General features: G+C 67.3%; 23 protein-coding genes. 13 read left to right on the top strand and 10 right to left on the bottom strand.

What is annotated here, in order from left to right; genetic code table 11:
* Positions 1-263: 263 nt before the first annotated feature.
* The gene (locus tag DVK03_RS16750; RefSeq protein ID WP_004040991.1) at positions 264-1514 is read right to left on the bottom strand and encodes an orc1/cdc6 family replication initiation protein; all 1251 of its coding nucleotides are present in this window, start codon (positions 1512-1514) and stop codon (positions 264-266) included.
* A gap of 1015 nt (positions 1515-2529) precedes the next feature.
* Here DVK03_RS16750 and eif1A point away from each other — a divergent pair.
* Complete coding sequence (eif1A, locus tag DVK03_RS16740; protein WP_013035036.1) at positions 2530-2814, top strand: translation initiation factor eIF-1A; 285 nt, start codon at positions 2530-2532, stop codon at positions 2812-2814.
* A gap of 186 nt (positions 2815-3000) precedes the next feature.
* Here the strand turns inward: eif1A and DVK03_RS16735 are convergent, their stop codons facing one another.
* The 6 genes from DVK03_RS16735 to DVK03_RS16710 all read right to left on the bottom strand — a co-directional run bounded on the left by DVK03_RS16735 (position 3001) and on the right by DVK03_RS16710 (position 8077).
* Positions 3001-3477: a YbaK/EbsC family protein gene (locus DVK03_RS16735; RefSeq protein WP_004040989.1), complete on the bottom strand. Its 477-nt coding sequence runs from the start codon at positions 3475-3477 to the stop codon at positions 3001-3003.
* A gap of 62 nt (positions 3478-3539) precedes the next feature.
* Positions 3540-4655, bottom strand: coding sequence for an aminotransferase class V-fold PLP-dependent enzyme (locus DVK03_RS16730; protein WP_115803812.1), 1116 nt, complete (start codon positions 4653-4655; stop codon positions 3540-3542).
* 6 nt (positions 4656-4661) lie between these two features.
* Positions 4662-6011 carry a M20 family metallopeptidase gene (locus DVK03_RS16725; RefSeq protein WP_115803811.1) on the bottom strand — a complete coding sequence of 450 codons (1350 nt, stop codon included), beginning with the start codon at positions 6009-6011 and terminating at the stop codon, positions 4662-4664.
* Between the two features lie 164 nt (positions 6012-6175).
* Positions 6176-6616, bottom strand: a complete 441-nt coding sequence (locus tag DVK03_RS16720; protein ID WP_004040986.1) for a type IV pilin — start codon at positions 6614-6616, stop codon at positions 6176-6178.
* A gap of 238 nt (positions 6617-6854) precedes the next feature.
* Entirely contained in the window at positions 6855-7286 is a 432-nt protein-coding gene (locus DVK03_RS16715) for a type IV pilin (RefSeq protein WP_115803810.1), read from the bottom strand.
* Between the two features lie 422 nt (positions 7287-7708).
* Positions 7709-8077: a hypothetical protein gene (locus tag DVK03_RS16710; RefSeq protein WP_004040984.1), complete on the bottom strand. Its 369-nt coding sequence runs from the start codon at positions 8075-8077 to the stop codon at positions 7709-7711.
* A gap of 171 nt (positions 8078-8248) precedes the next feature.
* Between DVK03_RS16710 and DVK03_RS16705 the strand changes: the two genes are divergently transcribed.
* A complete protein-coding gene (locus DVK03_RS16705) occupies positions 8249-8665 on the top strand; it encodes a VOC family protein (RefSeq protein ID WP_004040983.1) in 417 nt (138 codons plus the stop codon).
* An 84-nt stretch (positions 8666-8749) separates the two neighbouring features.
* Here DVK03_RS16705 and DVK03_RS16700 read toward each other — a convergent pair whose 3' ends face one another.
* Complete coding sequence (locus tag DVK03_RS16700; RefSeq protein WP_115803809.1) at positions 8750-10399, bottom strand: PAS domain-containing sensor histidine kinase; 1650 nt, start codon at positions 10397-10399, stop codon at positions 8750-8752.
* A gap of 200 nt (positions 10400-10599) precedes the next feature.
* Between DVK03_RS16700 and DVK03_RS16690 the strand changes: the two genes are divergently transcribed.
* From DVK03_RS16690 to DVK03_RS16670, 5 genes are all read left to right on the top strand, one after another.
* Positions 10600-11664, top strand: coding sequence for an iron transporter (locus DVK03_RS16690; protein WP_115803808.1), 1065 nt, complete (start codon positions 10600-10602; stop codon positions 11662-11664).
* 113 nt (positions 11665-11777) lie between these two features.
* A complete protein-coding gene (locus tag DVK03_RS16685; RefSeq protein WP_115803807.1) occupies positions 11778-12035 on the top strand; it encodes a DNA-binding protein in 258 nt (85 codons plus the stop codon).
* Positions 12032-13441, top strand: coding sequence for a hypothetical protein (locus tag DVK03_RS16680; protein ID WP_115803806.1), 1410 nt, complete (start codon positions 12032-12034; stop codon positions 13439-13441). The genes DVK03_RS16685 and DVK03_RS16680 overlap by 4 nt, the downstream gene beginning before the upstream one ends.
* 95 nt (positions 13442-13536) lie before the next feature.
* A complete protein-coding gene (locus DVK03_RS16675; protein ID WP_115803805.1) occupies positions 13537-16224 on the top strand; it encodes a heavy metal translocating P-type ATPase in 2688 nt (895 codons plus the stop codon).
* 159 nt (positions 16225-16383) lie between these two features.
* Positions 16384-16857, top strand: coding sequence for a high-potential iron-sulfur protein (locus tag DVK03_RS16670; RefSeq protein ID WP_199506017.1), 474 nt, complete (start codon positions 16384-16386; stop codon positions 16855-16857).
* A gap of 19 nt (positions 16858-16876) precedes the next feature.
* Here the strand turns inward: DVK03_RS16670 and DVK03_RS16665 are convergent, their stop codons facing one another.
* The gene (locus DVK03_RS16665) at positions 16877-17335 is read right to left on the bottom strand and encodes a hypothetical protein (RefSeq protein WP_115803804.1); all 459 of its coding nucleotides are present in this window, start codon (positions 17333-17335) and stop codon (positions 16877-16879) included.
* 38 nt (positions 17336-17373) lie between these two features.
* A complete protein-coding gene (locus tag DVK03_RS16660) occupies positions 17374-17946 on the bottom strand; it encodes a hypothetical protein (RefSeq protein ID WP_004064755.1) in 573 nt (190 codons plus the stop codon).
* 110 nt (positions 17947-18056) lie between these two features.
* On the opposite strand from DVK03_RS16660, the gene DVK03_RS16655 reads away from it, so the two are divergent.
* The 6 genes from DVK03_RS16655 (at position 18057) to DVK03_RS16630 (ending at position 23753) form a co-directional block, all read left to right on the top strand.
* Positions 18057-18674 carry a hypothetical protein gene (locus DVK03_RS16655; RefSeq protein ID WP_115803803.1) on the top strand — a complete coding sequence of 206 codons (618 nt, stop codon included), beginning with the start codon at positions 18057-18059 and terminating at the stop codon, positions 18672-18674.
* A gap of 1 nt (position 18675) precedes the next feature.
* A complete protein-coding gene (locus tag DVK03_RS16650) occupies positions 18676-20034 on the top strand; it encodes a hypothetical protein (protein WP_115803802.1) in 1359 nt (452 codons plus the stop codon).
* Between the two features lie 111 nt (positions 20035-20145).
* On the top strand, positions 20146-21573 hold the full coding sequence (locus DVK03_RS16645) for an FAD-dependent oxidoreductase (protein WP_115803801.1): 1428 nt from the start codon (positions 20146-20148) through the stop codon (positions 21571-21573).
* A gap of 216 nt (positions 21574-21789) precedes the next feature.
* Positions 21790-22713 (top strand): DMT family transporter, encoded by a 924-nt coding sequence (locus DVK03_RS16640; protein WP_004064762.1) that lies wholly within the window; start codon positions 21790-21792, stop codon positions 22711-22713.
* 82 nt (positions 22714-22795) lie between these two features.
* Positions 22796-23392 (top strand): TetR/AcrR family transcriptional regulator, encoded by a 597-nt coding sequence (locus DVK03_RS16635; protein ID WP_006601011.1) that lies wholly within the window; start codon positions 22796-22798, stop codon positions 23390-23392.
* 154 nt (positions 23393-23546) lie between these two features.
* Entirely contained in the window at positions 23547-23753 is a 207-nt protein-coding gene (locus tag DVK03_RS16630; RefSeq protein WP_004040969.1) for a cold-shock protein, read from the top strand.
* Positions 23754-23870 lie beyond the last annotated feature (117 nt).

Genomic DNA, 23870 nt, shown 5'->3' with positions numbered 1-23870 from the left:
GTGGGCGGACGGTCACACCACGATGTCCGCTGTTTCAGTAGTCGGCTAACGTTGCCGGATTACTGCGGACAGAGTGGTGTTCCGACTGGTCGGGACTGAACCGAGCGGTCGGCGCACCCGACCGAGCCACGTTTCCGCAGAGCAGGTCAACGACCAGTCGTGCCGACGCCGCCACGGGGAACTGTTCCACCGAAACCGGATGTGCCACCGAAACCGGATGCGAGGCCACACCACGATGTCCGCGGTACTGAGCGTCGACCTACCTACTGCTCGATGAAGTCGTCGAGCGTGCTCGTTTTGTCGCCGTCGAGGAAGGGTTCGACCGTCTCGTGAACGCCGACGAGTTCGATGGTGTCGCGCATGGCCGAAACGATAAGTCCGACGTCCATATCGAGGGCGTATTCGCGGTACGTCCCGCCGCGTCGACCCTCGTTTCGCTCGGTGACGGAGACGATACCGAGCATCGCGAGCTCGCTGAGGTGGTCGCGCATCCGCCGCGGGACGAGCGGGTCGCGGTTGGCGAGTTCGGTAAACCGGGTGTAGCGGGGGCGAACGTCGCGGGAGCGAATCGGCGTCTCGTCTTCCAGTTCGAGCGTCAAAAGCGAGTAGAGCACGAGGTGGCCGTGTTCGGTCAGTCCGTTGATTCCCTCCTTGATGCGGCCGCGTTCGAGGGCGCGTCGGCCACGTTTGACGTGCTCTTCTTCGATGCGGTCGGTGTCGTCGTCGCGGGCCAGGTCGCCGGCTTTCATCAACAGGTCGATAGATTGGCGGGCGTCCCCGGCGTCTTTCGCTCCGTAAGCGGCACAGAGCGGTATCACCTCGTCGGAGAGGACGCCCTCGCGGAACGCCACTTTCGCGCGCTGTTCGAGGATGGCTCGGAGGTTCTTGGCGTTGTACGCCGGGAAGTGAATCTCCTGTTCGCACAGGGAGCTTTTGACCTTCGGCGAGAGGTCGTCGCGGAACGAGAAGTCGTTGGAGATGCCGATGAGTCCGACCTTCGCCGCGTCGAGGTTCCCATTGGCCCGCGCTCGCGGAAGTTGGTAGAGAATGCTGTCGTCGTTGACGTGGTCGATTTCGTCGAGGACGATGATTATCGTCCCGCCGCAGTCGTCGAGTTCCTGCCAGAGCATCTCGTAGACGGAGCCGAGCGGGTAGCCCGTCGTGCTGATCTGGTTCGACTCCGACCGGAACTCGTTGACGAGGCGGGTCGCAATCTGATACGAACTCGTGAGTCCGTCGCAGTTCAGGAAGACGACGGTGAGGTGGATGTCGTCGTAGTGGCTCGCGTCCTCGCGGAGGTGACCGAGTAAGTACCGCGACGCGGCGGTCTTGCCGACGCCGGTCTTCCCGTAGAGGAAGATGTTGTTGGGCTGTTCGCCGTTGATAACCGGTTGCAGTGCAGCCTGGAAGGTACGGAGTTCCTCGTCACGCCCCACGAGTTCCTCGGGTTGGTAGTCCTCGCGAAGGGCGTCCCGGTCCCGATAGATCTCGGTGTCCCGCTCGAATAGGGGCATACTACCACGGTTCGACCACTTCGTTGATAAAACCACCGCGTCCGGAGTGTCCGCTGTTCTCGTTCTTTATATATTTAGGCGGGGACACACCCCCTCCACTTTGTCCGCTGTTCTGGGAGACGACGGTAACCGGTGGAACAAGTGGACGGGTTTGTTTGTCTTGATATAGAGAAAGATTTATAATACTATAATTTAAACTAAGTCCGTAATACAGGCAACTATACTAGTTATATAGTAGCTGTTTGAGGACGGCTTGTTTTATTCGCTCATCTATACATCTAAACTAACCTTCCCGATTGGAAATCCGTGGAAAAGAGCCGTCTCATGCCGACGGGGGTACCGCTTCGCACCGAGAACAGCGGACAAAGTGGTGTGAGTGTTCCCCGTCTCACCAGCCGACTCGTCTTCACACCCACATTCGTCGAGAACAGCGGACAACGTGGTGTCTGTGTCAACACTCACCGAACACATCTCGACCGCTCGTCGACGTGGGTCGTCACACAATCGCGTGGTTTGTCTCGTCCGGTCGAGTCGACCGACTTCGTCGCTCGCCTTCGGTTACCGACGGAATCCGTTCTCCGTGGTTCTCTGTGACTCTACGAAGCTCCGTGAGTCGGTAAAAGCGTCTTTTTAGGAGCTGACACGACGAACAACTGCGGACATAGTGGTGTTGTAGGGGAATCGTGGATGACCTCGTCAAATCGTGAACGACCTCGTCACCGCCTGCTCTCAGCGACGACTCAGTGTCGACTCAGTGACCACCCAACGACGAACCGGCGATGGCCGACCGCGAACATGGCCGACCGCGAGCGAGGCCTCCAACGGAATCACCAACGAAACCTCGAACAGTGTTTGTGGGTCGTTGTCACGACGTATCTCCCTCTCTTGGCGGCCAATCTGTCGGAAAACAGCGGACAACGTGGTGTTCGAACCCCCAACCATCCAGTTTCAACGCCGTGACATTTGCTATCACGAGTATCCGATAAGTTATCCGTCTCCGTCCCCGAGCAAGAATGTGAGTGAAAATCAAGGGCGTCGAAACCTTCGAATGCCCAACGACAACGAGCTGTTCGCAGTCGTCACAGAGCACAACGGTGGCAACCACGTCCGAATCCGCTGTGAAGACGGAAAGAACCGCATGGGCCGCATCCCCGGCCGCATGAAGTACCGCACGTGGATCAACGAGGGCGACGTCGTGCTGGTCGAACCGTGGGACTGGCAGGACGAGAAAGCCAACATCGAATGGCGCTACACCGGCGAGGACGCGGACCAGCTTCGGCGCGAAGGCCACATTCAGTAATCATTTTCTCCGAAAGGAGAGTTTATCTCGCCTGACGACCAGCCGCGGCTCTACGATAATCTCGGAGTTTCTCTCCAGCGATACTCACTTCGCGCCGACCGACCAGAACAGCGGACATAGTGGTGTTGTTCTCGTCGCGGTCCGCGGCGGACCGTATCGGGTGTCCGCCTCGATTCTGCGTTCGCCTCACTCGAACACGTCGACGAACCGCGGCGCGGAAAGCGCCCGCAGGTCGTCCGGCGTGAGTTGGAACACGGCTTCGGGAGTTCCCGCAGCGGCCCAAATCCGGTCGAACGACTCGAACGTCGGGTCCGCGAGGACGGGACAGTCGGTCGCGTGGCAGGTCGGCGGTACGCCGCCGATGCTCCAACCGGTCGCCGCTTTCACTTCGGAGGGGTTGGCGCTTCGAACCGAGCCCTGTTCGGCATCGAACTCGGAGCCGAGCGAGGCTTCGTCGACGCGGTTCGCACCGCTCGTGAGGACGACGACCGTCTCGTCGCCCACGCGCATCACGATGCTCTTGACGATTTGTGCGACGTCGCAGCCGACGGCCGCAGCCGCGTCGTCGGCCGTCTTGGTTCCCTCGGGGAACTCCTCGATGGTCGCTTCGAAGCCGTGAGAATCGCGTACTTGGTCGGCAAACTTGCGTGCCGTGGGATGCATGCCCAGGGCTTCCGCGTCGGCGGATATGAACGTTTACCGCCGTGGCAGATACTGCGCTGCACTCACCACTCCCCGTCGAGTCCGTCGCGAAGCGCCGCCACGTCCGACTCGTCGTTGAAGTTGTGGAACGACGCGCGGACCGCCGTCGGTTCGGGAAGCGTCCGGACGACAACCCCCACCGATTTGAGCCGTTCGACCGTCCCCTCCGGGTCAGGGACCTCGAAGGAGACGAGCCCCGACTCCGGGTCGTGCGGACTCAACAGCCGTCCCTCCGGGACGGTTTCGATGAACCGGCCTGCGAGGTCGCGCACGTGTTCCTCGGTTCGGTCGAGGCCGACGCGCTCGGCGATGTCGATAGCCTCTCGGAGCGCGACGTGCGGCGCGGGGTTGGTGGTTCCGACCTCGAAGCGTTTCGCTCCGGGCGCGAAGTCGAGCCCGTCGGCGTTCGGCTCCGTGACGCCGCGGTAGCCGACGGCGTGGGGTTCGATGCCCTCCGCGACTTCGCGACGGACGTAGAGGAAACCCGCGCCCCACGGCCCGAGCAGCCACTTGTGGCCCGCGCCGGCGACGATGTCTGCCCCCCAGTCGTCCACGGCGACGGGGTACTGGCCGAACGACTGGACCGCGTCGACCACCGACAGCGCGCCGGCGTCGCGGGCGATGTCGGTGAGTTCGCGCACGGGGAGCCGCGTCCCGTAGTTCCACGTTAGGGCGCTGAAACAGACGAGGTCGGCGTCGCTGACGGCCTCGGCGTACTGGTCCATATCGAGCCGCCCTGCCTCGCTCTCGACGACGCGGACTTCGACCCCCTCGCGTTCGAGTCGCCGCCACGGGAGGATGCCGGCCGGGTGTTCGAGGTCGGTTCGGACGACCACGTCGCCCGGCTCCCAGTCGAGCGCGGTGGCGATGCGGTTGATGCCGTCGGTGGTGCTCTGGGTTAGTGCCACCTCCTCCGTTTCGGCACCGATGAACGCGGCCACGTCCTCGCGGACGGCCTCGTAGGCGTCGAACGCGGTCGGATAGGGGCCGTCGTCGCCCGGCGACTCGTACTCGTGGTATTCGAGGAACTCGGTCGCACGCTCCACGATGGGGCGCGGACTCGGGCCGTGCGCGCCGGTGTTGAGATACGTGACGTCGTCGAGGGCCGGAATCGTCGTTCGGAGTTCGTCGGGTGTCATAGTGTGTTATCGGGTGTCATCGGAGGTGTTCTCTCGTCGGTCGCGCCGCGAAGGAGTCGTGTCTGCTGGTGATACGCCCGTCGAATCAAACGTTCTGGTACCACTATCGAATTGCCGCAACAACTCGTCGGGGAGGCGGGCGTACACCTCGGCGTTGCCGACGAGCGCCTCGACGGTGGTGAACTCGTCGACCGCGTGCGCCGTCTCGGTCCCCAGCCCGAACTCGACGGTCGGGACGCCGGCGTTTCGCATTCGCTTCGCGTCGCCGCCGCCGGTCGCGCTCCGGCGGTACACACGCCCGCCGGTGACGCCTTCAGCGACCGAGACCACGGCGTCCGCCAGCGCGCTGTCGGGGTCTTCGAACGTCCCGACCGACCAGTCCGCGTCCGAAGTCTCGACGCCGTCGTGACCGGCGACGACCTTCCGAACGCGGTCGAGCACCGCCGCCGTCTCGACGCCCGCCGTCACGCGAATATCGAGCTTCGCCCGCGCCGCGTCGGGGACGACGTTCACCCGGTCGCCGCCCGAGAGGACGCCCAGATTGACCGACGGCCGCTCGAACAGCTCTCGCGCCGCGTCCGCGCCGAATCGCGGCGCGTAGTACTCGACGGACTCGTCGACGAGCGCCCGCACCGCGGGGTCGAACTCGAATCGGTAGTCATCGAGCGTCGATTCGATGTCGCTCACGGCGCGGTAGAGCCGGTGAATCGCGTTCTCACCGAGCATCGGTCGGGAGCCGTGGGCGGCGGTCCCCGTCGCTTCGAGTTCCAACCAGATGCTTCCCCGGTCCGCGACGGTCACCGAGTGGCGGTCGCTCTCGCAGGTCGTCTCGCCGATGACGCAGGCGTCCGCGGCGAGTCCGCGCCGGTCGAGAAGCGTCGGCAGCCCCGCGCTCCCGGCGACTTCCTCGTCGCTCACGAACGCGAACACGAGGGTCGTCGACGGCACTGTGTCGGTTTCGACGTACGCGTTCGCCACCGCGAGCATCGCGGCGACCGCTCCCTTCATGTCGGTCGCGCCGCGCCCGTAGAGCCGGTTTCCCGCCCGTTCACCGAGCGGGTCGCGCGTCCACTCGCCAGCATCGAACGGGACCGTATCGAGGTGCCCCAGCAGGACGAGCGTCCGGTCTGTCGCGCCCGGGAGCGTCGCCACGAGGTTCGGCTTCGTCGGGTCCGCGGCGACGCGCTCGGCGTCGAGACCGAGGTCTGCAAGGAACGATTCGACCCACGACGCGAGGTCCCGCGTGTCTCCCGGCGGGTTCTGCGTGTCGTGGCCGACGAGCGTCGCCGCGAGGTCGACGACGTCCTCGCGGTGCTCGCGGAGGGAGGCGACGACGGCGGGTGGGTCGCTGGACATGGACTCTCTGTCCAGATGTACGTACTGACGACGAATAAGTTTGTGCTAAAAATACAATATTAGTGGGGCGAGATACGGGTGCCTCTGTGGGACGGGTCCGAAAGAAATCGTCACTCCGAGTGGTGGAGGGTGGGGTGGGATGGGATGCGGTGCTGATTCCGGTATCAGGCGTTGTAGGTCCACCGCTGGAGCGTCGCGGAGTTGGAGCCGGATTCGGAGGTCCAGACGACGCGGACTGTGTCGCCGTTGGCAAAGCCGTCCTCGTCAGTGTCTTGGACGACGACGGACTCACCCGCGCTGATGGTGTCTGAGCCGAGGGTCGACCACTTGTTTGCGTCACTCGAATCGGTGACGTTGACATCGCCAGCGATGGTGACTAAATCGCCGTCAATCTGCGCGCCGCTTTCGTGCGTGATGGTCAGTTCCGTTCCGTCGTAGTCGAACGTGAAACTCGCTTGGGGAGCGGTGTCACCGACCTGGTCGCCGAGACCGAGGACGAAGGTGCCGATGACGGCCGCGAGGATGACGGTAATCGCGACCATGAGGATGACGCCGATGACCGGCGAGACTGCGCGGGACTCCGTGAACATTGTCTTGATTTGCATAGTTGTTTCTCCTAGGTGTGCCGGACGAGAGGCGACCGTTGAGAAAAATACGAATCGGTCCTCGAACGCCTGCGTTCTAACCTAACAGATTGTCTGACGTTCTCCGATGATATAAACTAGTATTGAGAAGGCGTTTCACGTCTCATGCGTGATTCGTACCAGAATCGGCTGGTGCTGTCGCTCACGGTGTAACGTTCGAAAAAATCGAGGTTCGGTTGACTGTGTCGCCGCGGACCGTTTAGTGCGTGTACGTTTGCAGGGTCGCGGAGTTGGAACCGGATTCGGAGGTCCAGACGAGGCGCACTTGGTCGCCGTCGTCGAGAGTTTCACCGGTGTCGAGGTCCACAACGATGGTGTCACCGGCGTTCATGCTGTCGTCGGAGCCATCATTCTTCGAGATGACCGGCGACGATAGGTCAGACGGGATGACGACGCTCAGCTCGTCGCTGGCGATGGAATCACCACTCTCGTGCGTGATCGTGATTTCCTGTGCACCGTCGTAGTCGAAGCTGAAACTCGCCTGCGGGGCGGTGTCACCGACCTGGTCACCGAGACCGAGGACGAAGGTTCCGATGACGGCCGCGAGGATGACGGTAATCGCGACCATGAGGATGACGCCGATGACCGGCGAGACTGCGCGTGATTCGCTAAGGAATTTCTTGATATCCATTGTTCTACCCAGGGCCGGCCTCTGACCCACCTCGTGCCCACCTGCACGGGACCGCGAGCGGCCACATGTTCCGGCTCCTGTTGGCCTTCCGTATGTTCCGGATATATTTAATTTCGCAGCGACTTACCGGTCTATTCGAGGGGTTAGGGCGCTCCTAACCGTCGAATTCGGGATTTAAGCCGTTCCATCCCACCTGCGTACCATCCGCAGGGGAGGTCGGTGCTGAACCGCCGACCTGACGCGCTACACACGCGAATCCGACTCTCTCGCTCGCGCGACGCACTCGCTCGAACTGTTGCGCTCCCGATTTCTGCGGACATGGTGGTGTGGGTTCGGGAGGGTGTCGGCCGCGGCGCGCGTCCCATACGCGTCGCTCACGCGACTCGAAACGCGGGGGCGGTCGAAAACGTCGGGAAAACGGCCTACTGGGAGGCGTTCCAGAACCGCGGCGTCGACTCGAAATCTATCTTCGCGTCGGAGGGCGCGCGCTCGTAGAGCGCGTCGTGGACGGCCTCGTAGGCCGCGCGCGGGCCTTCCTGTGCGAGTTTCGGGTGGTCGCGGGTGTCGAAGACGACGCGCCACGTCCCGTTCGTGAGGTGCAGTCCGAGGATATACTTCCCGCGGACGTTCACGACCAGTTGGTAGGCGTGCTGGACCGTCTCGCCGTCGCGTTCGATGTTGTAGCCGCGGACGGCGACGGCCTGCTGAATCGCCTCCTTCGTCTCGAGTTCGGCGACGAACGATTTGGGGACGGCCCGTCCGGGGAGCGACTCGACGAACGGTTCGCTCACGGTCGCACCACCTCGCGTCGCGCACCTCTCGGTTCCATCGTATCCTCTGTTGGCGGCCGAGCGGGTATATGCGATACGGTCTTCGCCGGCGCGGGTCCGGACACCGACCGACTCGCGTCGCCCCGCGTTCCGAGCGAAGCGCCTTTGAGGCTCTGCGCGCGCAGACGAACCGTGAACTCCAGCGCACACCACGTCGGTCTCACCGTCCGCGACCTCGATTCGACGCTCGAATTCTACCGCGACGCGCTCGACCTGCCGGTCGTCTCTCGCTTCGAAGTCGGCGGCGAGGAGTTCGCCACCGCCGTCTCCGTCGACGGCGCGTCGGCGCGCTTCGCCCACCTCGACGGCGGCGACGTGCGCGTCGAACTCGTCGAGTACGACCCGGTCGGCACCGACACCGACGAACCGACGCTCAACCGTCCCGGTGCGACCCACCTCGGGCTCTCGGTCGAGGACGTCGACGCCGCGGTCGCTCAACTCCCGGCCGACGCCGAGACGCTCAGCGAACCGCAGACGACCGAGACCGGCACGCGAATCGCGTTCGTCCGCGACCCCGAGGGGAACCTCGTCGAACTCCTCGACGCCTGACCCGGCCGCTTCGTTCGACGGGTTCGCCGCTCGAAACTCGCCGTTGAATTGTTCTCGAACTGCAATACTAGGGCGCTGGTGTGGTCACTCGTCGGTCGAAAACCACGTCCGCGGCCGCTCCGACCCGATTGGAAGCTTCAGCGTCACGGCCGTCCCCCCGAGGGAAGACGGTTCCAACTCCATGCTCCCGCCCGCTTTCTTGACGACCCAGTGGACCAGCCACAGGCCCATCCCGGTCCCGTGTTCGAGCGGCGTCTCCTCGCCGCGCTTGATGACTCGCCACTCCTCGTCGGGGATTCCCGGCCCGTCGTCGTCGACGCGCACGACGAGTTTCGAGTCGTCGGCTTCGGTTCGGCGCACGTCGATACGGACCGTTTCGCCGCCGTGTTTGAGCGCGTTCGCGATTAGCTCGTCGAGCGCCGCGCCGACGCGGCTGTCGACTCGCGCGTAGAGCCCCGTCTCGATGTCCGTCCGCACCGCCGCCTCCGGGTACGTCGATTCGGCCCTCGACACGGCGTCTTCGACGAGCGCCGAGACGCGCCGCGGCGTTCCCTCGGATTCGAGGGCGTCCGAGACCGTCTGCGCCTTCTCGGAGAGCGACGCGAGGTCGTCCGCCGCCTCGACGATGGCCTCGGCGGCCTCGGCGAGTTCCTCGTCGGTGTCCGTGGCCTCGTTCTGGCGAATCAGCTCCGCGTAGCCCTCGATGACGTTCATCCGGTTTCGGAGGTTGTGCCGGAACATCCGGTTGAGGACGCCGAGTCGCTGTCTGGTCACCTCCGACTCGGTGACGTCGGACTGGATGGCGACGTAGCCGTCGATGTCGCCGTTGCTCTCGATGGGCGCGATGGTCTGTATCGCGGTGTAGAGCTCGCCGCTCTTCCGTCGGTCGATGATTCGCTCTTGCCACGTCTCGCCGGACTGGAGGGCGCGCCACAGTCGCTCGTAGTACGTCTCCGGCATCTCGCCCGAACTGAGTATCGACGCCGGTTCACCGATGACCTCCGCGGCGTCGTAGCCCGTCGTCTCCTCGAACGCCGGGTTGACGTACGTAATCTCCCCGTCCGGCGTGGTAAGGTAAATCGCGTGGCCCGCCTGCTCGACGGCCTGCTCGAACTCGCGGAGGCGGCGCTCCCGCCGCTGCTGTTCTGTCACGTCGACGAAGACGCCGACGACTTCGGCCACCTCGCCGTCGGCGTCGCGGACGACCGCCGTCGAAAGCCGAAACTCGCGGAGGTCGCCGTCCGCCGGCTGTCGCTCGACTTGAACGTCCGAGAGGCCGTTTTCTGCGATGGTTCGCCGGATAATCTCCTCGCTATCCTCGCTGTCCGCGCCCGCGTCGTAGGGGAGCGGTCCGCCGAGCACCTCCTCGCGCCCCCAGCCGAACGTCTCCGTGGCGGCGTCGTTCCACCTCGTCACGCGCCCCTCGGGCGTGGCCGCGATAATCGGCACCGGCGACGCGGCGACCACGGTCCGAAGCTGGTCCAGCGACGACCGAACCGACGCCTGCTGGCGCTCGATACGACGGTTCTTCCGGGAGACGAGCGCCCAGACGAACGCGGTGGAGACGGCGACGAACGCGAGTCCCTTGACGAGTTCGGCCTCGGGGGCCGGGGGCGCACCCAGCGTGGCCGACAGGAGTAGCTCGCCGCCGAGGATGCCCGCGGTCCCGAAGCCGAGATACGCCAGCGCGATGGCGCGGGCGTCGAGACCGTCGAGCGGCGAGTCGTTCATCATCCGAACGGAGCGCGAGCGAAAATATAAACGTGGTGCGGTAATCCGGGAGTTGATAACGACGGCACCACCCCTCGAAACCCGACGCGGAAGCGCAACCGACATTGCCACTGGGCCGCTAGCACGGGTGACTCCCCGCTTCCCGAGACGCACGACATCGTACCCATGCCCACCACGAGCCGGCGAGACGCCATCGAGACACCATGAAACGACGAGACGCACTCAAGACACTCGGCATCGGCGCACTCGCCGCCACCGCGGGCTGTCTCGGCGGCTTCGAACAGCAGTCGGCGTGGCGCGACCCGCCGCTCGTCGACGACCGCCCGGACGCGGTCTACCTGCCCGCCGTCACCGAAGGGATGAAGATGTACGGGAAGACGACCGCCGGCCCGTACGGCGTCGCGCTCACCTACTCGTACCCTCATCGCTTCTGGACCGCCGCCGGCTCCGACCTCGGGAAGACCGTCGTCGAGGCCGACGACTCGATTCACCTCATGGCGTCGCTGTGGGACGCCGAGACGGGGACCGTCCTCCCGCTGGACGCCGGCGTCTCCATCGAGATTCTCCGCGACGGCGACCTCGTGAGCGAGGAGGTCGCCTACCCGATGCTCTCCCAGCAGATGGGGATGCACTACGGCTCGAACTACGTCCTCGACGGCGAGGGCGACTACGAGGCCCGCGTGCACGTCGGCGGCACCTCGCTTTCCCGAACCGGCTCGTTCGCCGGGCGGTTCGAGTCGGCCGAGACGGCGACGTTCGAGTTCGCGTTCGACACGGACGACCTCTACGACGTGGAACTGCGCCGCCTCGGCGACGAGGCCGGGTCGCGCGGCGCGGTCCCGGCGATGGAGATGATGGGCGTCCCGACCGGCAAAGCCCCCGCCGTCAGCGACCTCCCCGGTCGCCACCTCGGCCGGCAGACGAGCGCCGACGCCCTGTTCGACGCCTTCGCCGTCGACGACGGCTCCCGGTTCGGCGTCGACGGCGCGTACCTCTACGTCTCGGCGCGGACGCCGCACAACGAGTTCGTCCTGCCGATGATGGGCGTTCGGGCCACGCTCGAACGCGACGGGACGACGACCCTCGACGGCGCGCGACTCGCCCGGACGCTCGACCCCGACCTCAGCTACCACTACGGCACGGGCGTCGAGGCCGTCGAATCCGGCGACGCGCTGACGCTCTCGGTTGACGTGCCGCCGCAGGTGGCCCGCCACGACGGCTACGAGACGGCGTTCATGGCGTTCGAGCCGATGCGGTTCGAGGTCTGAGGTGTCGCTTCGTCGCCGCTTCACCCCCCGTCGGGCGACCGGGGCACCCCGACGCGGACGGCGCGATGGAAACGTTCAGAAGCCAACAACCCCGAACTCTCGGTGACTCTCGGATGACCACGGACACAGACGCGACGCGCGACCGCCACACCTGCACAGCGTGCGGCGAGGCGTACCCGACCGAGCGACTACTGGTCCTCCACCGGGGTGCGAGACACCCCGACGACCTCGACGCCGAAGAAGTCGAGGCGTACCGCGAGGCGTACCACGAGGAGGAAGCGGCACTCAAGTCGTTCCGCGTCCGTGCGCTCGGCGTCATCGTGCTGCTGTACTTCGGCTTCCTCATGCTGTTCATCGTCTTCGCATCATGACCCGACTCCGACCCATCTCCCTCAGACGATTCGGTCTCGGTCTCCTGCTGGCGAGTCTTCTGTCGCTCCTCGCGGACCCGGCGGCCGCGAGCAACGCCGCGGTCGGACTCGCGGGCGCGTCGCAGGACAACCTCGCGGTCCCGCGGTGGCTCTATCTCGCCACCGGCGGCGCGACCGTCGGAGCCTCCGCGCTCCTCGCCAGTTTCGTCACCGACCGCCGATTCATCGAGCGCGTCCACCTGTGGCAGACCGGTCCCGATGCGGGCGTCTCGGACGGACTCCTGCGCGCGCTCCGAGTCGCGGGCGGCGTCCTCGGCCTCGCGGTCCTCGCGCTCGCGGTCTCCCTCGGCTACACCGGCCCGCAGGTCCCGACCGTCAACTTCGCCGTCATCGTCGTCTTCGCGGGGCTCCGCGCCGGCTACACGATGCTCTCGTATCTCGTCGCTGATACGTGGCGCGCGCTGAACCCGTGGCGAACCGTCGTCTCGGCGGTTCCGAACGGCTTCGTCTCGTACCCCGAGCGACTCGGTCGCTGGCCCGCGGTGGCGGGGATTCTCGCGCTCGTCTGGGTCGAGACCGCGACCGCCGTCACGACCCGGCCCTCGGTCCTCGCGACCGCGCTCGTCGCCTACTCGGTCGTCACGCTCGCCGGCGCGGTCGCCGTCGGCGCGGACGCGTGGTTCGACAAGGTCGACCCCGTCTCCGTCTTCCTCCAGTTCTACGGCCGGGTCGCGCCGGTTCGCCTCGACGACGACGGCCTCTCGTTCCGCCTGCCGGGGATGCGACTCGTCACCGACGACGACCTGACCGACCTCGGTGACGTGGCCGTCGCGGTCGTCCTCGTCTGGGAACTCACCTTCAGCGGTTTCGTCACGACCGAACAGGGCGCGGCGGCCGTCCGGTGGCTCGCGGGCGTCGGCCTCCCGCCGCTTTTCGTCTACGGACTGCTCTACCTCGGCGGCTTCGGGGTCTTCCTCGGTCTCTACGTCCTCGCCGCGCGGGTGACCGCCCGCCGCATCGACACCTTCGAGACGCCGCTCGACCTCGCGGTCACATTCGCGCCCTCGTTGCTCGCTATCGCCGCGGGCTACCACCTCGCGCACTACGTCGGCTTCTTCGTCTCGCTGTCACCGATGCTCGTCCACGCGCTGTCGTCGCCGCTGTCGTCGCCGGCGAACCCGGTCGTGCTCACGCTCCCCGCGTGGTTCGGCGGCCTGAACGTCGCGTTCGTCCTCCTCGGCCACCTGCTCGCGGTGTGGGTGGCGCACTCGCAGGCCTACCGAACCTTCCCCAGCAGACTGCAAGCCGTCCGGAGCCAGTTCCCCTTCGTCGCGGTGATGATTCTCTACACGATTCTCAGCCTGTGGCTCATCTCGCTGCCGACCGCGAACCCGCCGTTCCTCTGATTATTAACTAACTGGCTTCAATTTGTGAAGTTACAATATCTAACCCCCGTTTTCTAACAGGTGAATTATTAACCGGTCGCTGACTACTGCCGAGTATGAGCGAACACGACGGACGCGACCCCGGCCCCGGTGACGGGGCGGACGCGTCCACGGACCCGCAGGGCGGCGACAACTGCGGGTGCGACGACGCCTGCGAGGTCGGGGGCGCGTCGGCGTCGGGAGTGCCCGGCGAGACGGAGCCCGGCGACTCGGCCGGCGAATCCGCCGGTGCGGTCCGCGCGGAATTCAGCGTCCCGGACATGGACTGCGCGTCCTGTGCGAGCAAGGTCGAAACGAGCGTCCGGAAACTCGACGGCGTCGGTGATATCGACCCGCGGGCGACGACCGGCCGACTCGTCGTCGAGTACGACCCCGACCGGACCACGCCCGACGACATCCGGGGTAACGTCGAGGGCGCGGGCTACGCCGTCGAAGACGGCCCCTCGACGCGCGAGGTGTCGTTTTCCGTCCCCGACATGGACTGCGCCTCCTGCGCCGGGAAGGTCGAACACGCGCTCCGCGGCGCGCCGGGCGTGCTGTCGTACGAGACGCGCCCGACGACCGGGACCGCCGTCGTCACGCTCGCGGCCGACGCGGACCTCGATGCGGTCGTCTCGGCCATCGAGGGCGCGGGCTACGAAGTCGTCGGGACCGACGTCGCTGACGCCGTCGACGGCGACGACGGCCACGGCCACTCTCACTCCCACGGCGGGACCACCGGCGCGGACCGCGGGAGCGTCTGGCGCAGCACGCGCGCGGCGAAAACGTGGGTGAGCGGCGGCTTCCTCGCGGCGGGCATCACGGTTGAGTACCTGCTCGGGTTGGAACTCGTCGTCGCCAGCGTCCTCGGCGTCTCGTTCACGGCCGCCGAACTGCTGTACGTCCTCGGGGCCGCGGTCGGCGGGCAGGCCATCCTCCGCAACGGCTACTACTCCGCGAAGAACCGCAGTCTCGACATCGACTTCCTGATGTCGACGGCGATTCTCAGCGCCGTGGCCGCCAGCCTCATCTCCGGGCCGACGAGCCTCTACTTCGAGGCGGCGACGCTCGCGTTCCTCTTTAGCGTCTCCGAACTGCTCGAACGCTACTCGATGGACCGCACGCGCGACTCCCTCCGCGAACTGATGGACCTCTCGCCCGACGAGGCGACGGTCCTCCGCGACGGCGTCGAGACGGTCGTCCCCGTCGAGGAACTCGTCGTCGGCGACGTGGTCGCCGTCAAACCCGGCGAGAAGGTTCCCGTCGACGGGACGGTGGTCGAAGGCGACAGCGCGGTCAATCAGGCCCCCATCACCGGCGAGTCCGTCCCGGTCGATAAGGCCGACGGCGACGAGGTGTTCGCGGGCACGGTCAACGAGGCGGGCTACCTCGAAGTCCGCGTCGACTCCGCCGCGGGCGACGACACCCTCTCGCGCATCGTCTCGATGGTCGAAGACGCGCAGGCCAACAAGACCGAACGCGAGCAGTTCGTCGAGCGCTTCTCGTCGTACTACACGCCCCTCATGGTCGTCGTCGCGGTCGCGGTCGCGGCGATTCCGCCCATCGCGTTCGGCCTCGACTGGGTGACGTGGTTCGTCTACGGCATCACGATGCTCGTGCTCGCCTGCCCCTGCGCGTTCGTCATCTCGACGCCCGTCTCGGTCGTCTCGGGCATCACGTCGGCCGCGAAAAACGGCGTGCTCATCAAGGGCGGCACGCACCTCGAAGCGATGGGCTCGGTCGAGGCCGTCGCCGTGGACAAGACGGGCACGCTCACGAAGGGCGAACTCACCGTCACCGACGTGGTCCCGCTCAACGGCAACTCCGAGGCGGACGTGCTGCGGTGCGCCCGCGGCCTCGAAGCCCGGAGCGAACACCCCATCGGCGAGGCCATCGTCTCCCACGCCGAGGGCACGGGCGTCGCGGCCCGCGAGGTCGACGACTTCGAGAGCGTCACCGGCAAGGGCGTCCGCGCCGACCTCGACGGCGTCCCGCACTTCGCCGGCAAACCCGGCTTCTTCGAGGAGCTCGGCTTCGACCTCGAACACGTCCACGTCACCGGCCCCGGCGAGGCGCTCTCCGCGGAGGTCCGACAGCTCTGTGACCGCCACGGCTGTCTCAACCTCGTCGAGGACACGATTCCGCGCCTCCAGTCCGAGGGCAAGACGGTCGTCGTCGTCGGGACCGAAGACGACCTCGAAGGCGTCGTCGCCGTCGCCGACGAGGTCCGGCCCGACGCCCGCGAGACGGTCGCAAAGCTCCGCGAAGCCGGCCTCTCGGTCGTCATGCTCACCGGCGACAACGAGGGGACCGCCCGCGCCATCGCCGAGCAGGTCGGCGTCGACGACTTCCGCGCGGGCCTCCTCCCGGAGGACAAAGTCGCCGCCGTCGAGGGACTGCTCGACGAGTACGGCTCGGTCGCCATGGTCGGTGACGGCATCAACGACGCCCCGGCGCTCGCCACCGCCACGGTCGGCGTCGCCATGGGCGCGGCCGGAACCGACACCGCCCTCGAAACGGCCGATATCGCCCTCATGGCCGACGACCTCTCGAAGCTCCCGTACCTCTACGAACTGTCCCACCGGGCCAACGGCGTCATCCGGCAGAACATCTGGGCGTCGCTCGCCATCAAGGCCGTCCTCGCGGTCGGCGTGCCCTTCGGCTACGTCTCGGTCGCGCTCGCGGTCCTCGCGGGCGACGCCGGGATGACCATGGGCGTGACGGGCAACGCGATGCGACTCGCCCGGATTCGGCCCGACGAGTGAGACGCGGGAGGCTGACCGTCTCCGTCTTTTCCGGTCCGTCCCTGCCAGATTCGCGCATCCGTGTTACTTAGTGGCGTGACAGTATCAACGCGTCCGCAATTCTTGCCACACGAGAAACGGCTGGCTGGGTTTTGCCGACGCCGCGCGTCAGAGATTGGCATGGGAGACGACGAGCGGACGCCACGCAGAGACGCGAGCGAGCGACCGGCCCGACCGATGCGGAGCCGAGACGCCCGCGACGCCGGCGATTCCGACCGCACCCGACGACGGTTCATCTGGCTCGCCGGGACCGCCGCGATGGCGGGATTGGCCGGCTGTTCCGGCGGCGGTGGCGGCGGGGCCGAGCCGGCCGAGACGACCGCGACGACGACGCAGTCGTCGGGTTCGACCGGGGGCGTCCCCGAGGCGTACGCGACGGCCACCTCGCTCGACGGCACGCAGCGCAACCCCGACAGCCTCTCGTCGCAGGAGGCCGTCTCGTATCAGGACGAACCGAGCGAGGGCCGGCAGTGTTCGACCTGTCGGTACTACATCGAGGACAGAAACGGGGACGGCGTGGGCGCGTGCGCCATCGTCGCGGGCGAAGTCGCTCCCGAGGGCTACTGCGTCTCCTACGTCGAATACGAGGGGTAGCTCGGGGGCGGCTTCGTCGTCAGGACTCCTCGTCCGTCGGCCCGACGGCGCTCTGAATCCGACAGCGGATGGACTCCTCGACGCCGTCGCGCTCGACCGGAATCACCCACTTCTCGCCGCAGCCGAGGACTGTCACCATCTCGCCGTCCTGTCGGTGTTTCACCGAGACGAACACCTCGCCGCGCTCGGGGTCGTAGTCCACGAGTTCGACGAGCACGTCCTCGCCGGCGATGAGGAGGTTCTTCGCGCCGTCCAACTCGGTGACGTAGGACTCGGTGTTCCCGGCGGGGTCGGTGACGAACAGTTCGACGACCGGCACGTCCTCGCCGTCGGGATAGCTCGCGTCGACTTCGATTGCCCCGTCCTCGAGCCGGATGCCGTGTATCTCGACGAGCGACGCCGCGACGCCGAAGCTGTCAGCGACCTGCTGACGGAGGTCCCCCAACGGGATTCGAACCGACTCTCGAATCGTTCCCATGCCAGCCCCTACGAACGGGGGGTGTATGAGCGTGTCCGCTAGTCGTCGCCCCAGAGGGCGTCCGCGAGCCGCGACCCCGACGGGACGGCCTCGCGGAAGGCGACCGAGTCGAACGCGAGCGGCCCGTTGAGCGACAGAAAACCGAGTTCGCCTTCGGGCGCGCGGTCGAGGTTCGTCAGAAAGGCCACTTTGCGGGCGGCCTCGACGCCTTCGACGGTCGCCTCGGGGTCGACCGACTCGTACAGGGCGGCGTGTTCCCGGACGTGTTCGACGCAGCGTTTCGTCGGCGCGAACAGCAACAGCGCGTGGACGCCCGGCCCCTCGCGGCCGAGTTTCGTCCGGATGGCGTGCTCGTCGTCCTTGTAGAAGTAGCGCTCCATGCGGCGGTACTGGCGGAGTATCTCGTTCGCGCCGGTGGCGTGGCGGACGGCGGCGTCGGCCTTGAGTTCGATGAGGTAGTCCACCGGCTCGGGCGTCCGCACCCGGACGTACACGTCGGCGACGCCGCGGTTCCCGTAGTGGTCGTACGGCTCTTCGAGGTGAATCTCCACGTCGTCGAAGGCCGCCCGGAAGTGCTCGACCACCCGCGTCGCCAACTCGTCCTCGCGCATCTGTCGGTCGAGACGTGGCGACCGTCGGGGAAATGTCCCGCGGTTCGGCCGGCGGCGACCCAGTGCATCGGAAAACACATACCGCCGGCGTTCGGTTGGGGAACCGACAGATGTCCCTGCCGACCCGCAGACAGGTCCTCCGCGCCGGCGGCGCATCGCTCGTCGCCGCGCTCGCCGGATGTTCCGGCGAGGGCTCCGGTTCCAGTTCCAGTTCGGACGTGCCGTCCGGTCCCTCCCCGGACACGCTCGTTTCCGACTACGACCAGCTCCATCTTCGAAACGACGCCGAGAGCGGCATCTTCCGGGACGCCGCCCGCGACGACGAACAGACGGAGTCGTCGTATCTCGACGACTTCCTCGTCACCACCGACGAGGAACGCGGGGACGTGACCTTCGCGGCCGAACCCGACGGCGTCGACGAGGCCCGCGCGTTCATCGACGAGACGGATTTCGACGAACAGACGCTTGTCATCACCCAGCACCGCGTGGACGCCTGCCACCGGGTGAAACTGCTGTACGTCACGCACCCGCCGGACAGCGTCGTCGACCTCGACTTCTGTCGCCCGCTCCGGCCCGCGTCGGTCGAGTGCTCCGTGGACGACCGCCACGTCGTCGCCTCGCTGGTCCGACTGCCCTACTCGTCGCAGGGCGAGTCGAGCTGGGGCCACGGCGGCGGAAGCAGTTGCCGCATCCCGTCGTCGCTCCGAACCGAGACGGAGGACGCCTGAGATGTCCCGAACGCGACGCGACGTGCTCGCCTCGCTCGCCGGAGTCGGGGTCGCCGGACTCGCGGGCTGTACCGCCCTCGACGCGGGCGAATCTGACTCCGATGACCCGACGCTCGACCCGGCGGCGCTCCGGGAGGTCATGGAACTCGGGTCGCCAGCGTTCCCGGCCCGCGTCCCGGCCCCCATCGCGGAGTCGTACCTCGAACAGAGCCGCGGCCGCGCCCGCGAGCTCCTCGATTCCTGCCCCGAGACGATGTCTCCCGAGGAAGTCCCGAACGAGGGCGTCCGCAACGTCTACGCCGAAGCGTACGCAGGCGCTACCGCCGCCCTCGCCCCCTCGGACACCGACGAGTCACCCTTCGAGACGCTTCAGGGACTGCGCTACGCTCGCGGGGCCGCGGCGATGGCGAAGGGAACCTACGACGCCGCGGTCGGTGACCTCACCGAGGCCGACGTGCGCGACGAGGCCGAATCGGTCCGCGCGGATATCGAGTCGTTCCAGCGCGCCACGCGCTACCTCGGTGACGACCCCGACCGGGCGCTCGTCGTGTACGAGGCCGTCGAGAACCTCGTCGCGGGGGCGGTCCGGTCTCTCGACAACGCCGACGAGTACGGCCGCTACGCCGACAGCGCCCCGCGAGTCGGTGAACTGCTCGACGCGGTCGAGTCGGCGCGAGCGTCGCTCGACGGCGCGCGCCACGTCCGCGACCGCTATCTGGCGTCGATTGCCGACCCGATAGACTTCACCGACGCGTTCGCGTCGACCGCGTCCTCGCTCGGCGGCGTCACCGAGGACCGCCGGGCCGAGTATCCCGAGGAGAGAGGGCTCGAAGCCGTCGTCGCGGGCGAGGGGTTCGACCTCGAACAACTCGAATCCACGCCGGCCAAGGACCTGCTGGTGGAGACGTTCGTCGAAGTCGAACGCGGGCTTCGAGACGCCCGTGAGGGCCTCCGAAGCGACCGCTTCGCCACCGCGCTCGTGGGAGCCCACACCGCCGAGACGCACCGACGGGCGTTCGAGGACGCCGTCACGGCGGTCAAGCGAGGCCGGTACGAGTCGGTCGAGTCCGCGGCCGCGGTCAGGGACGCGAAACTCGGCGCGCTCGAAGCCCTCGAAGCCGCCCGCTCGGACGGGTCGAACCCGCACCTGACGCGGCGCGCGCTGGTCGATATCGCCCACATGGTCGACCGCGGAGACGGCTACTTCCGCGACGACTACTACAAGGACGGCGACCCTCGGGCCGCGCGAAACGCGCTCGCGCAGTACGCGACCACCGAGTTCGCCGCGCGCGAGACGCCCGACGTGAGCGCGTGGGTGCTCGGGACGCTCGCGGCCGAGCGCGGCGGCGTCGGCCACTGACGGGCCGGTACCTCCGTCTTCAGCACGCTCTCGACCGTCGCCGGCGCGTCCGTGCGCCCGCCCCGTCCGGCCGGGGAAATTACGTGTCGGCGGGCGTACCACTCTCCTACGATGTCTGCCGAACCATTCGTCGTCGTCGGGGGCGACGCCGCCGGACTCTCCGCCGCGAGCAAGTTCGCCCGCGCCGACACCGACCGCGAGGTCGTCGTCTTCGAGAAGGGCCGCTGGGTTTCCTACGCCCACTGTGGGACGCCCTACTTCGTCAAAGGCGAGGTCGACACGCTCACCGACATGCTCTCGCTGTCGCCCGAGGCGGCCGCCGACCGCGGCATCGACCTCCGGCGCGAACACGAGGTCGTCGCCGTCGACACCGACGAGCGGGTCGTCACGGTCGAGGGCCCGGACGGGACGTTCGAACAGCCCTACGGCGACCTGCTCGTCGCCACCGGCGCGCGGGCGCTCCGAGAACCGATAAACGGCACCGACCTCGACGGCGCGTTCACGCTCCACGGACTGGACGACGCGGCGGCCATTCGGTCGTTCCTCACCGACCCGGACGAGGCCTCGGTGGCCGACCTCGGGGGCGGCGGGTTCGTCGACGAGGCGCGCGCGGCCCGCTTCGGCGCGATGGACCTGCCCGAGTCGGTCGCCATCGTCGGCGGCGGCTTCGTCGGCGTCGAGATGGCGGAGGCGTTCACCGTCCACGGCCTCGATGTCCACCTGTTCCAGCGGTCCGGGCACGTCCTCAGCTCCTTCGGCGACGCCGTGGGCGAGCGGGTCGAGGAACATCTCGAAACCCACGGCGTCACGCTCCACCTCGGCGCGTCGGTGGAGCGACTCCGCGGCGACGACGCGGGCCGGGTCGAGGCCGTCGTCTGCGAGGGCGACGAACTCGCGGTCGACGCGGCGATGGTCGGTATCGGTCTCCGCCCCAACTCGGACCTCGTCGCCGACGCGGTCGACCTCGGTGAGACGGGCGCTATCGCGGTCGACGACTACGGGCGGACGAGTGCCGAGCGCGTCTACGCCGCGGGCGACTGCGCCGAAATCGACCACGTCGTCACCGGCGAGCCGACGTGGAACACGCTCGGTCTGCCCGCGAACCGCGCCGGGCGCGCCATCGGCCAGACCGTCGCCGGCGACCCCGAACCCATCGGAACCGTCGCGAACACTTCGGTCGTGAAGGCGTTCGACCTCGAATGCGGCCGCGCCGGCGTGACCGACTTCGACGAGGCGCGCGATGCGGGCTTCGACCCCGTCTCGGAGACCATCACCGCCGGCTCGCGGTCGGGCTACTACCCCGGCTCCGCCGAGACGACCGTCACGCTCGTCGCCGACCGCGACACCGGCAGACTGCTCGGCGGGACCATCGTCGGGGCCGACCGCGCCGCCGTCAGAATCGACACCGTGGCGACCGCGCTCGCCGCCGAGTTGACCGTCGCCGAGGTGGAGCGTCTCGACCTCGGCTACGCGCCGCCGTTCAGCCCCGTCTGGGACCCGATTTTGACCGCGGCGAAGGTCCTCCGCGGCTCGCTGTAAGCTGCGAGCGGTTCGAAATTCGAACCGAACAAAACGACTATTATCGATTGTGTGGTAACGATACGCTCACGTGCTGGATATTACTGCAACCGAACGCGGGCGTCTCGAATCCGGGTCGGCGGAGACGGAACGGTCGACGCGGCTGAAACGGACGGCGGAACCGACGGAGCGGCCGAGTTCGCCGGAGCCGCGCCGCCGCCCGTCGAGCGGAGCGTGGTGTCGGTGAACGGCCGGGTCGCCGCCGGGCTGTTCGTCCTGCTGGGACTGCTCTGGGGGAGTTCGTTCGTCGCAATCGAAGTCGGCCTCGCGTACTTCCCGCCGCTCCAGTTCGCGGCGCTTCGGTTCTTCCTCGCGGGGCTCATCGTCCTCGGCTACGCCGCCGTCTCGACCGACTACTGGCGGCCGCACAGCCGGACCGACTGGACGCTCGTCGGCGTCTCCGGCGGCCTCCTCATCGGCGCGCACCACGCGTTTCTCTACCTCGGACAGGAGCACGTCCCCGGGGCGGTGGCGGCCATCGTCATCAGCCTCGGGCCGGTCCTGACCGCGCTGTTCGCGACGGGTATCCTCGGTGACCGCATCTCCCCGCTCGGCGTCCTCGGCTTCGGCTTCGGCTTTCTGGGTGTCGGCCTCGTCGCCCGACCGGACCCGAGCGCGCTCCTCTCCAGCGACGTGGTCGGCGTCGCCACCGTCCTCGTCGCCTCGGCGTGTTTCGCCCTCGGTGCCGTCCTGACGCGCCCCTTCTCCTCGGACATCCCCGCGCGGACCCTTCAGGCGTGGGCGATGCTGTTCGGGGCCGCGCTCCTGTCTGTCGCAGGCGTCGCCACCGGCGAGTCGCTCGCGACCATCGAGTGGTCCGGCGTCGCCGTCGGCTCCCTGCTCTACCTTGCCGTCGTCAGCGGCGCGGGCGCGTTCCTCATCTACTTCGAACTGCTCGGTCGCTTCGGTCCGACGCAGATAAACCTCATCGGCTACCTCGAACCCGTCTCCGCGACGCTTCTCAGTTGGGCCTTCCTCGGCCAGCTCATCGACGCCGTGACCGCGCTCGGCTTCGTCTCCATCTTCGCCGGCTTCGCGCTCATCAAGCGCCGGGCGCTCGGGGAGTTGGTCGCGGGTGCACGCGACGGGGCGGCGGAGTGAGTCCGCGGTCGCGTCCCGCGTCCCGCGTTTCACCCCCGGAGCAACGGGCACAAGTAGTCGAGCGAGCGAACACTCACTCACCATGCCCGCCGACTCCGTGCCGCCCGAGCAGAAAGCACAGATTGCGAACGCGGTCCGCGCGGCGCTCGCCGAGCACGGCTACGCTCGGCTGACGACGAAGAAGGTGGCCGCGGAGAGCGACAAGAGCGAGGCGGGACTGTACTACTACTACGACTCGAAAGACGAGATGATAGTCGCGTTCCTCGAAACCTCCGAGGACTACCTCGCGCGGAGCCTTGACGACATCGACGCCGAGGGCCCCGAAGCGCGACTGCGAGCGGTCTGCGACATCCTCCTCGTCGACGAGGGCGACGCGGCCGCCGCCGGCGTCAACATCGCCGTCATGGAACTCCTCTCGCACGCGCCGCACAACGAGACGCTCCGCGAACCCCTGCTCAGGATGGAGCGCCACACCCTCGGCGTCATCGCCGACATCGTCCGCGACGGCGTCGAACAGGGCGTCTTCCGCGAGGTCGACCCCGAAGGAACGGCCGCGTTCGTCCTCTCGGCGACCGACGGTTACACCGGCTTTGCCCTCGCGCTCGGGATGGAGGGCGTCGGGGACGACCTCCGGGCGTCGCTGTCGGCGTACATCGACTCGCTGTTGGTCGTCGCGTGAGCGCGCCCCCGACCGTCTACTTCCGCCGACCACCTTTCGGTCCGGCGCATCTCCGCCGAATCGGCCGTATGGAGTGGACGAACGCCTGTCGAAGGGTCGTGGTACCTTGACTCTCAGAAGTGTTATCCGTCGGACGACCCTCGATTTGTACGTAATGGCACACGGCAAAGTTGATTTCTTCAACGACACTGGCGGCTACGGTTTCATCTCTACTGACGACGGCGACCTCGACGACGACGAAGACGTGTTCTTCCACATGGAAGATGTCGGCGGCGACGACCTCACCGAAGGCACCGAAGTCGAGTTCGACATCGAGTCCTCGCCCAAGGGCCCCCGCGCGGCGAACGTCGTCCGGCAGTAACATCGAGACGCGACTGCCGGTCACAGCTGGCAGACGCCGACCTCGATTTTTCAGACGACTACGCCCCGAGCAGACGCGCTCGACACGACGGTTTCACCCCCGTCGCACTCCCACCCG

The sequence above is a fragment of the Haloferax sp. Atlit-109R genome (assembly GCF_003665865.1).
Classification (GTDB): Archaea; Halobacteriota; Halobacteria; order Halobacteriales; family Haloferacaceae; genus Haloferax; species Haloferax volcanii.
The sequence above is the reverse complement of the archived record's forward strand: the minus strand, read 5'-3'. Positions and strand labels throughout refer to the sequence as shown.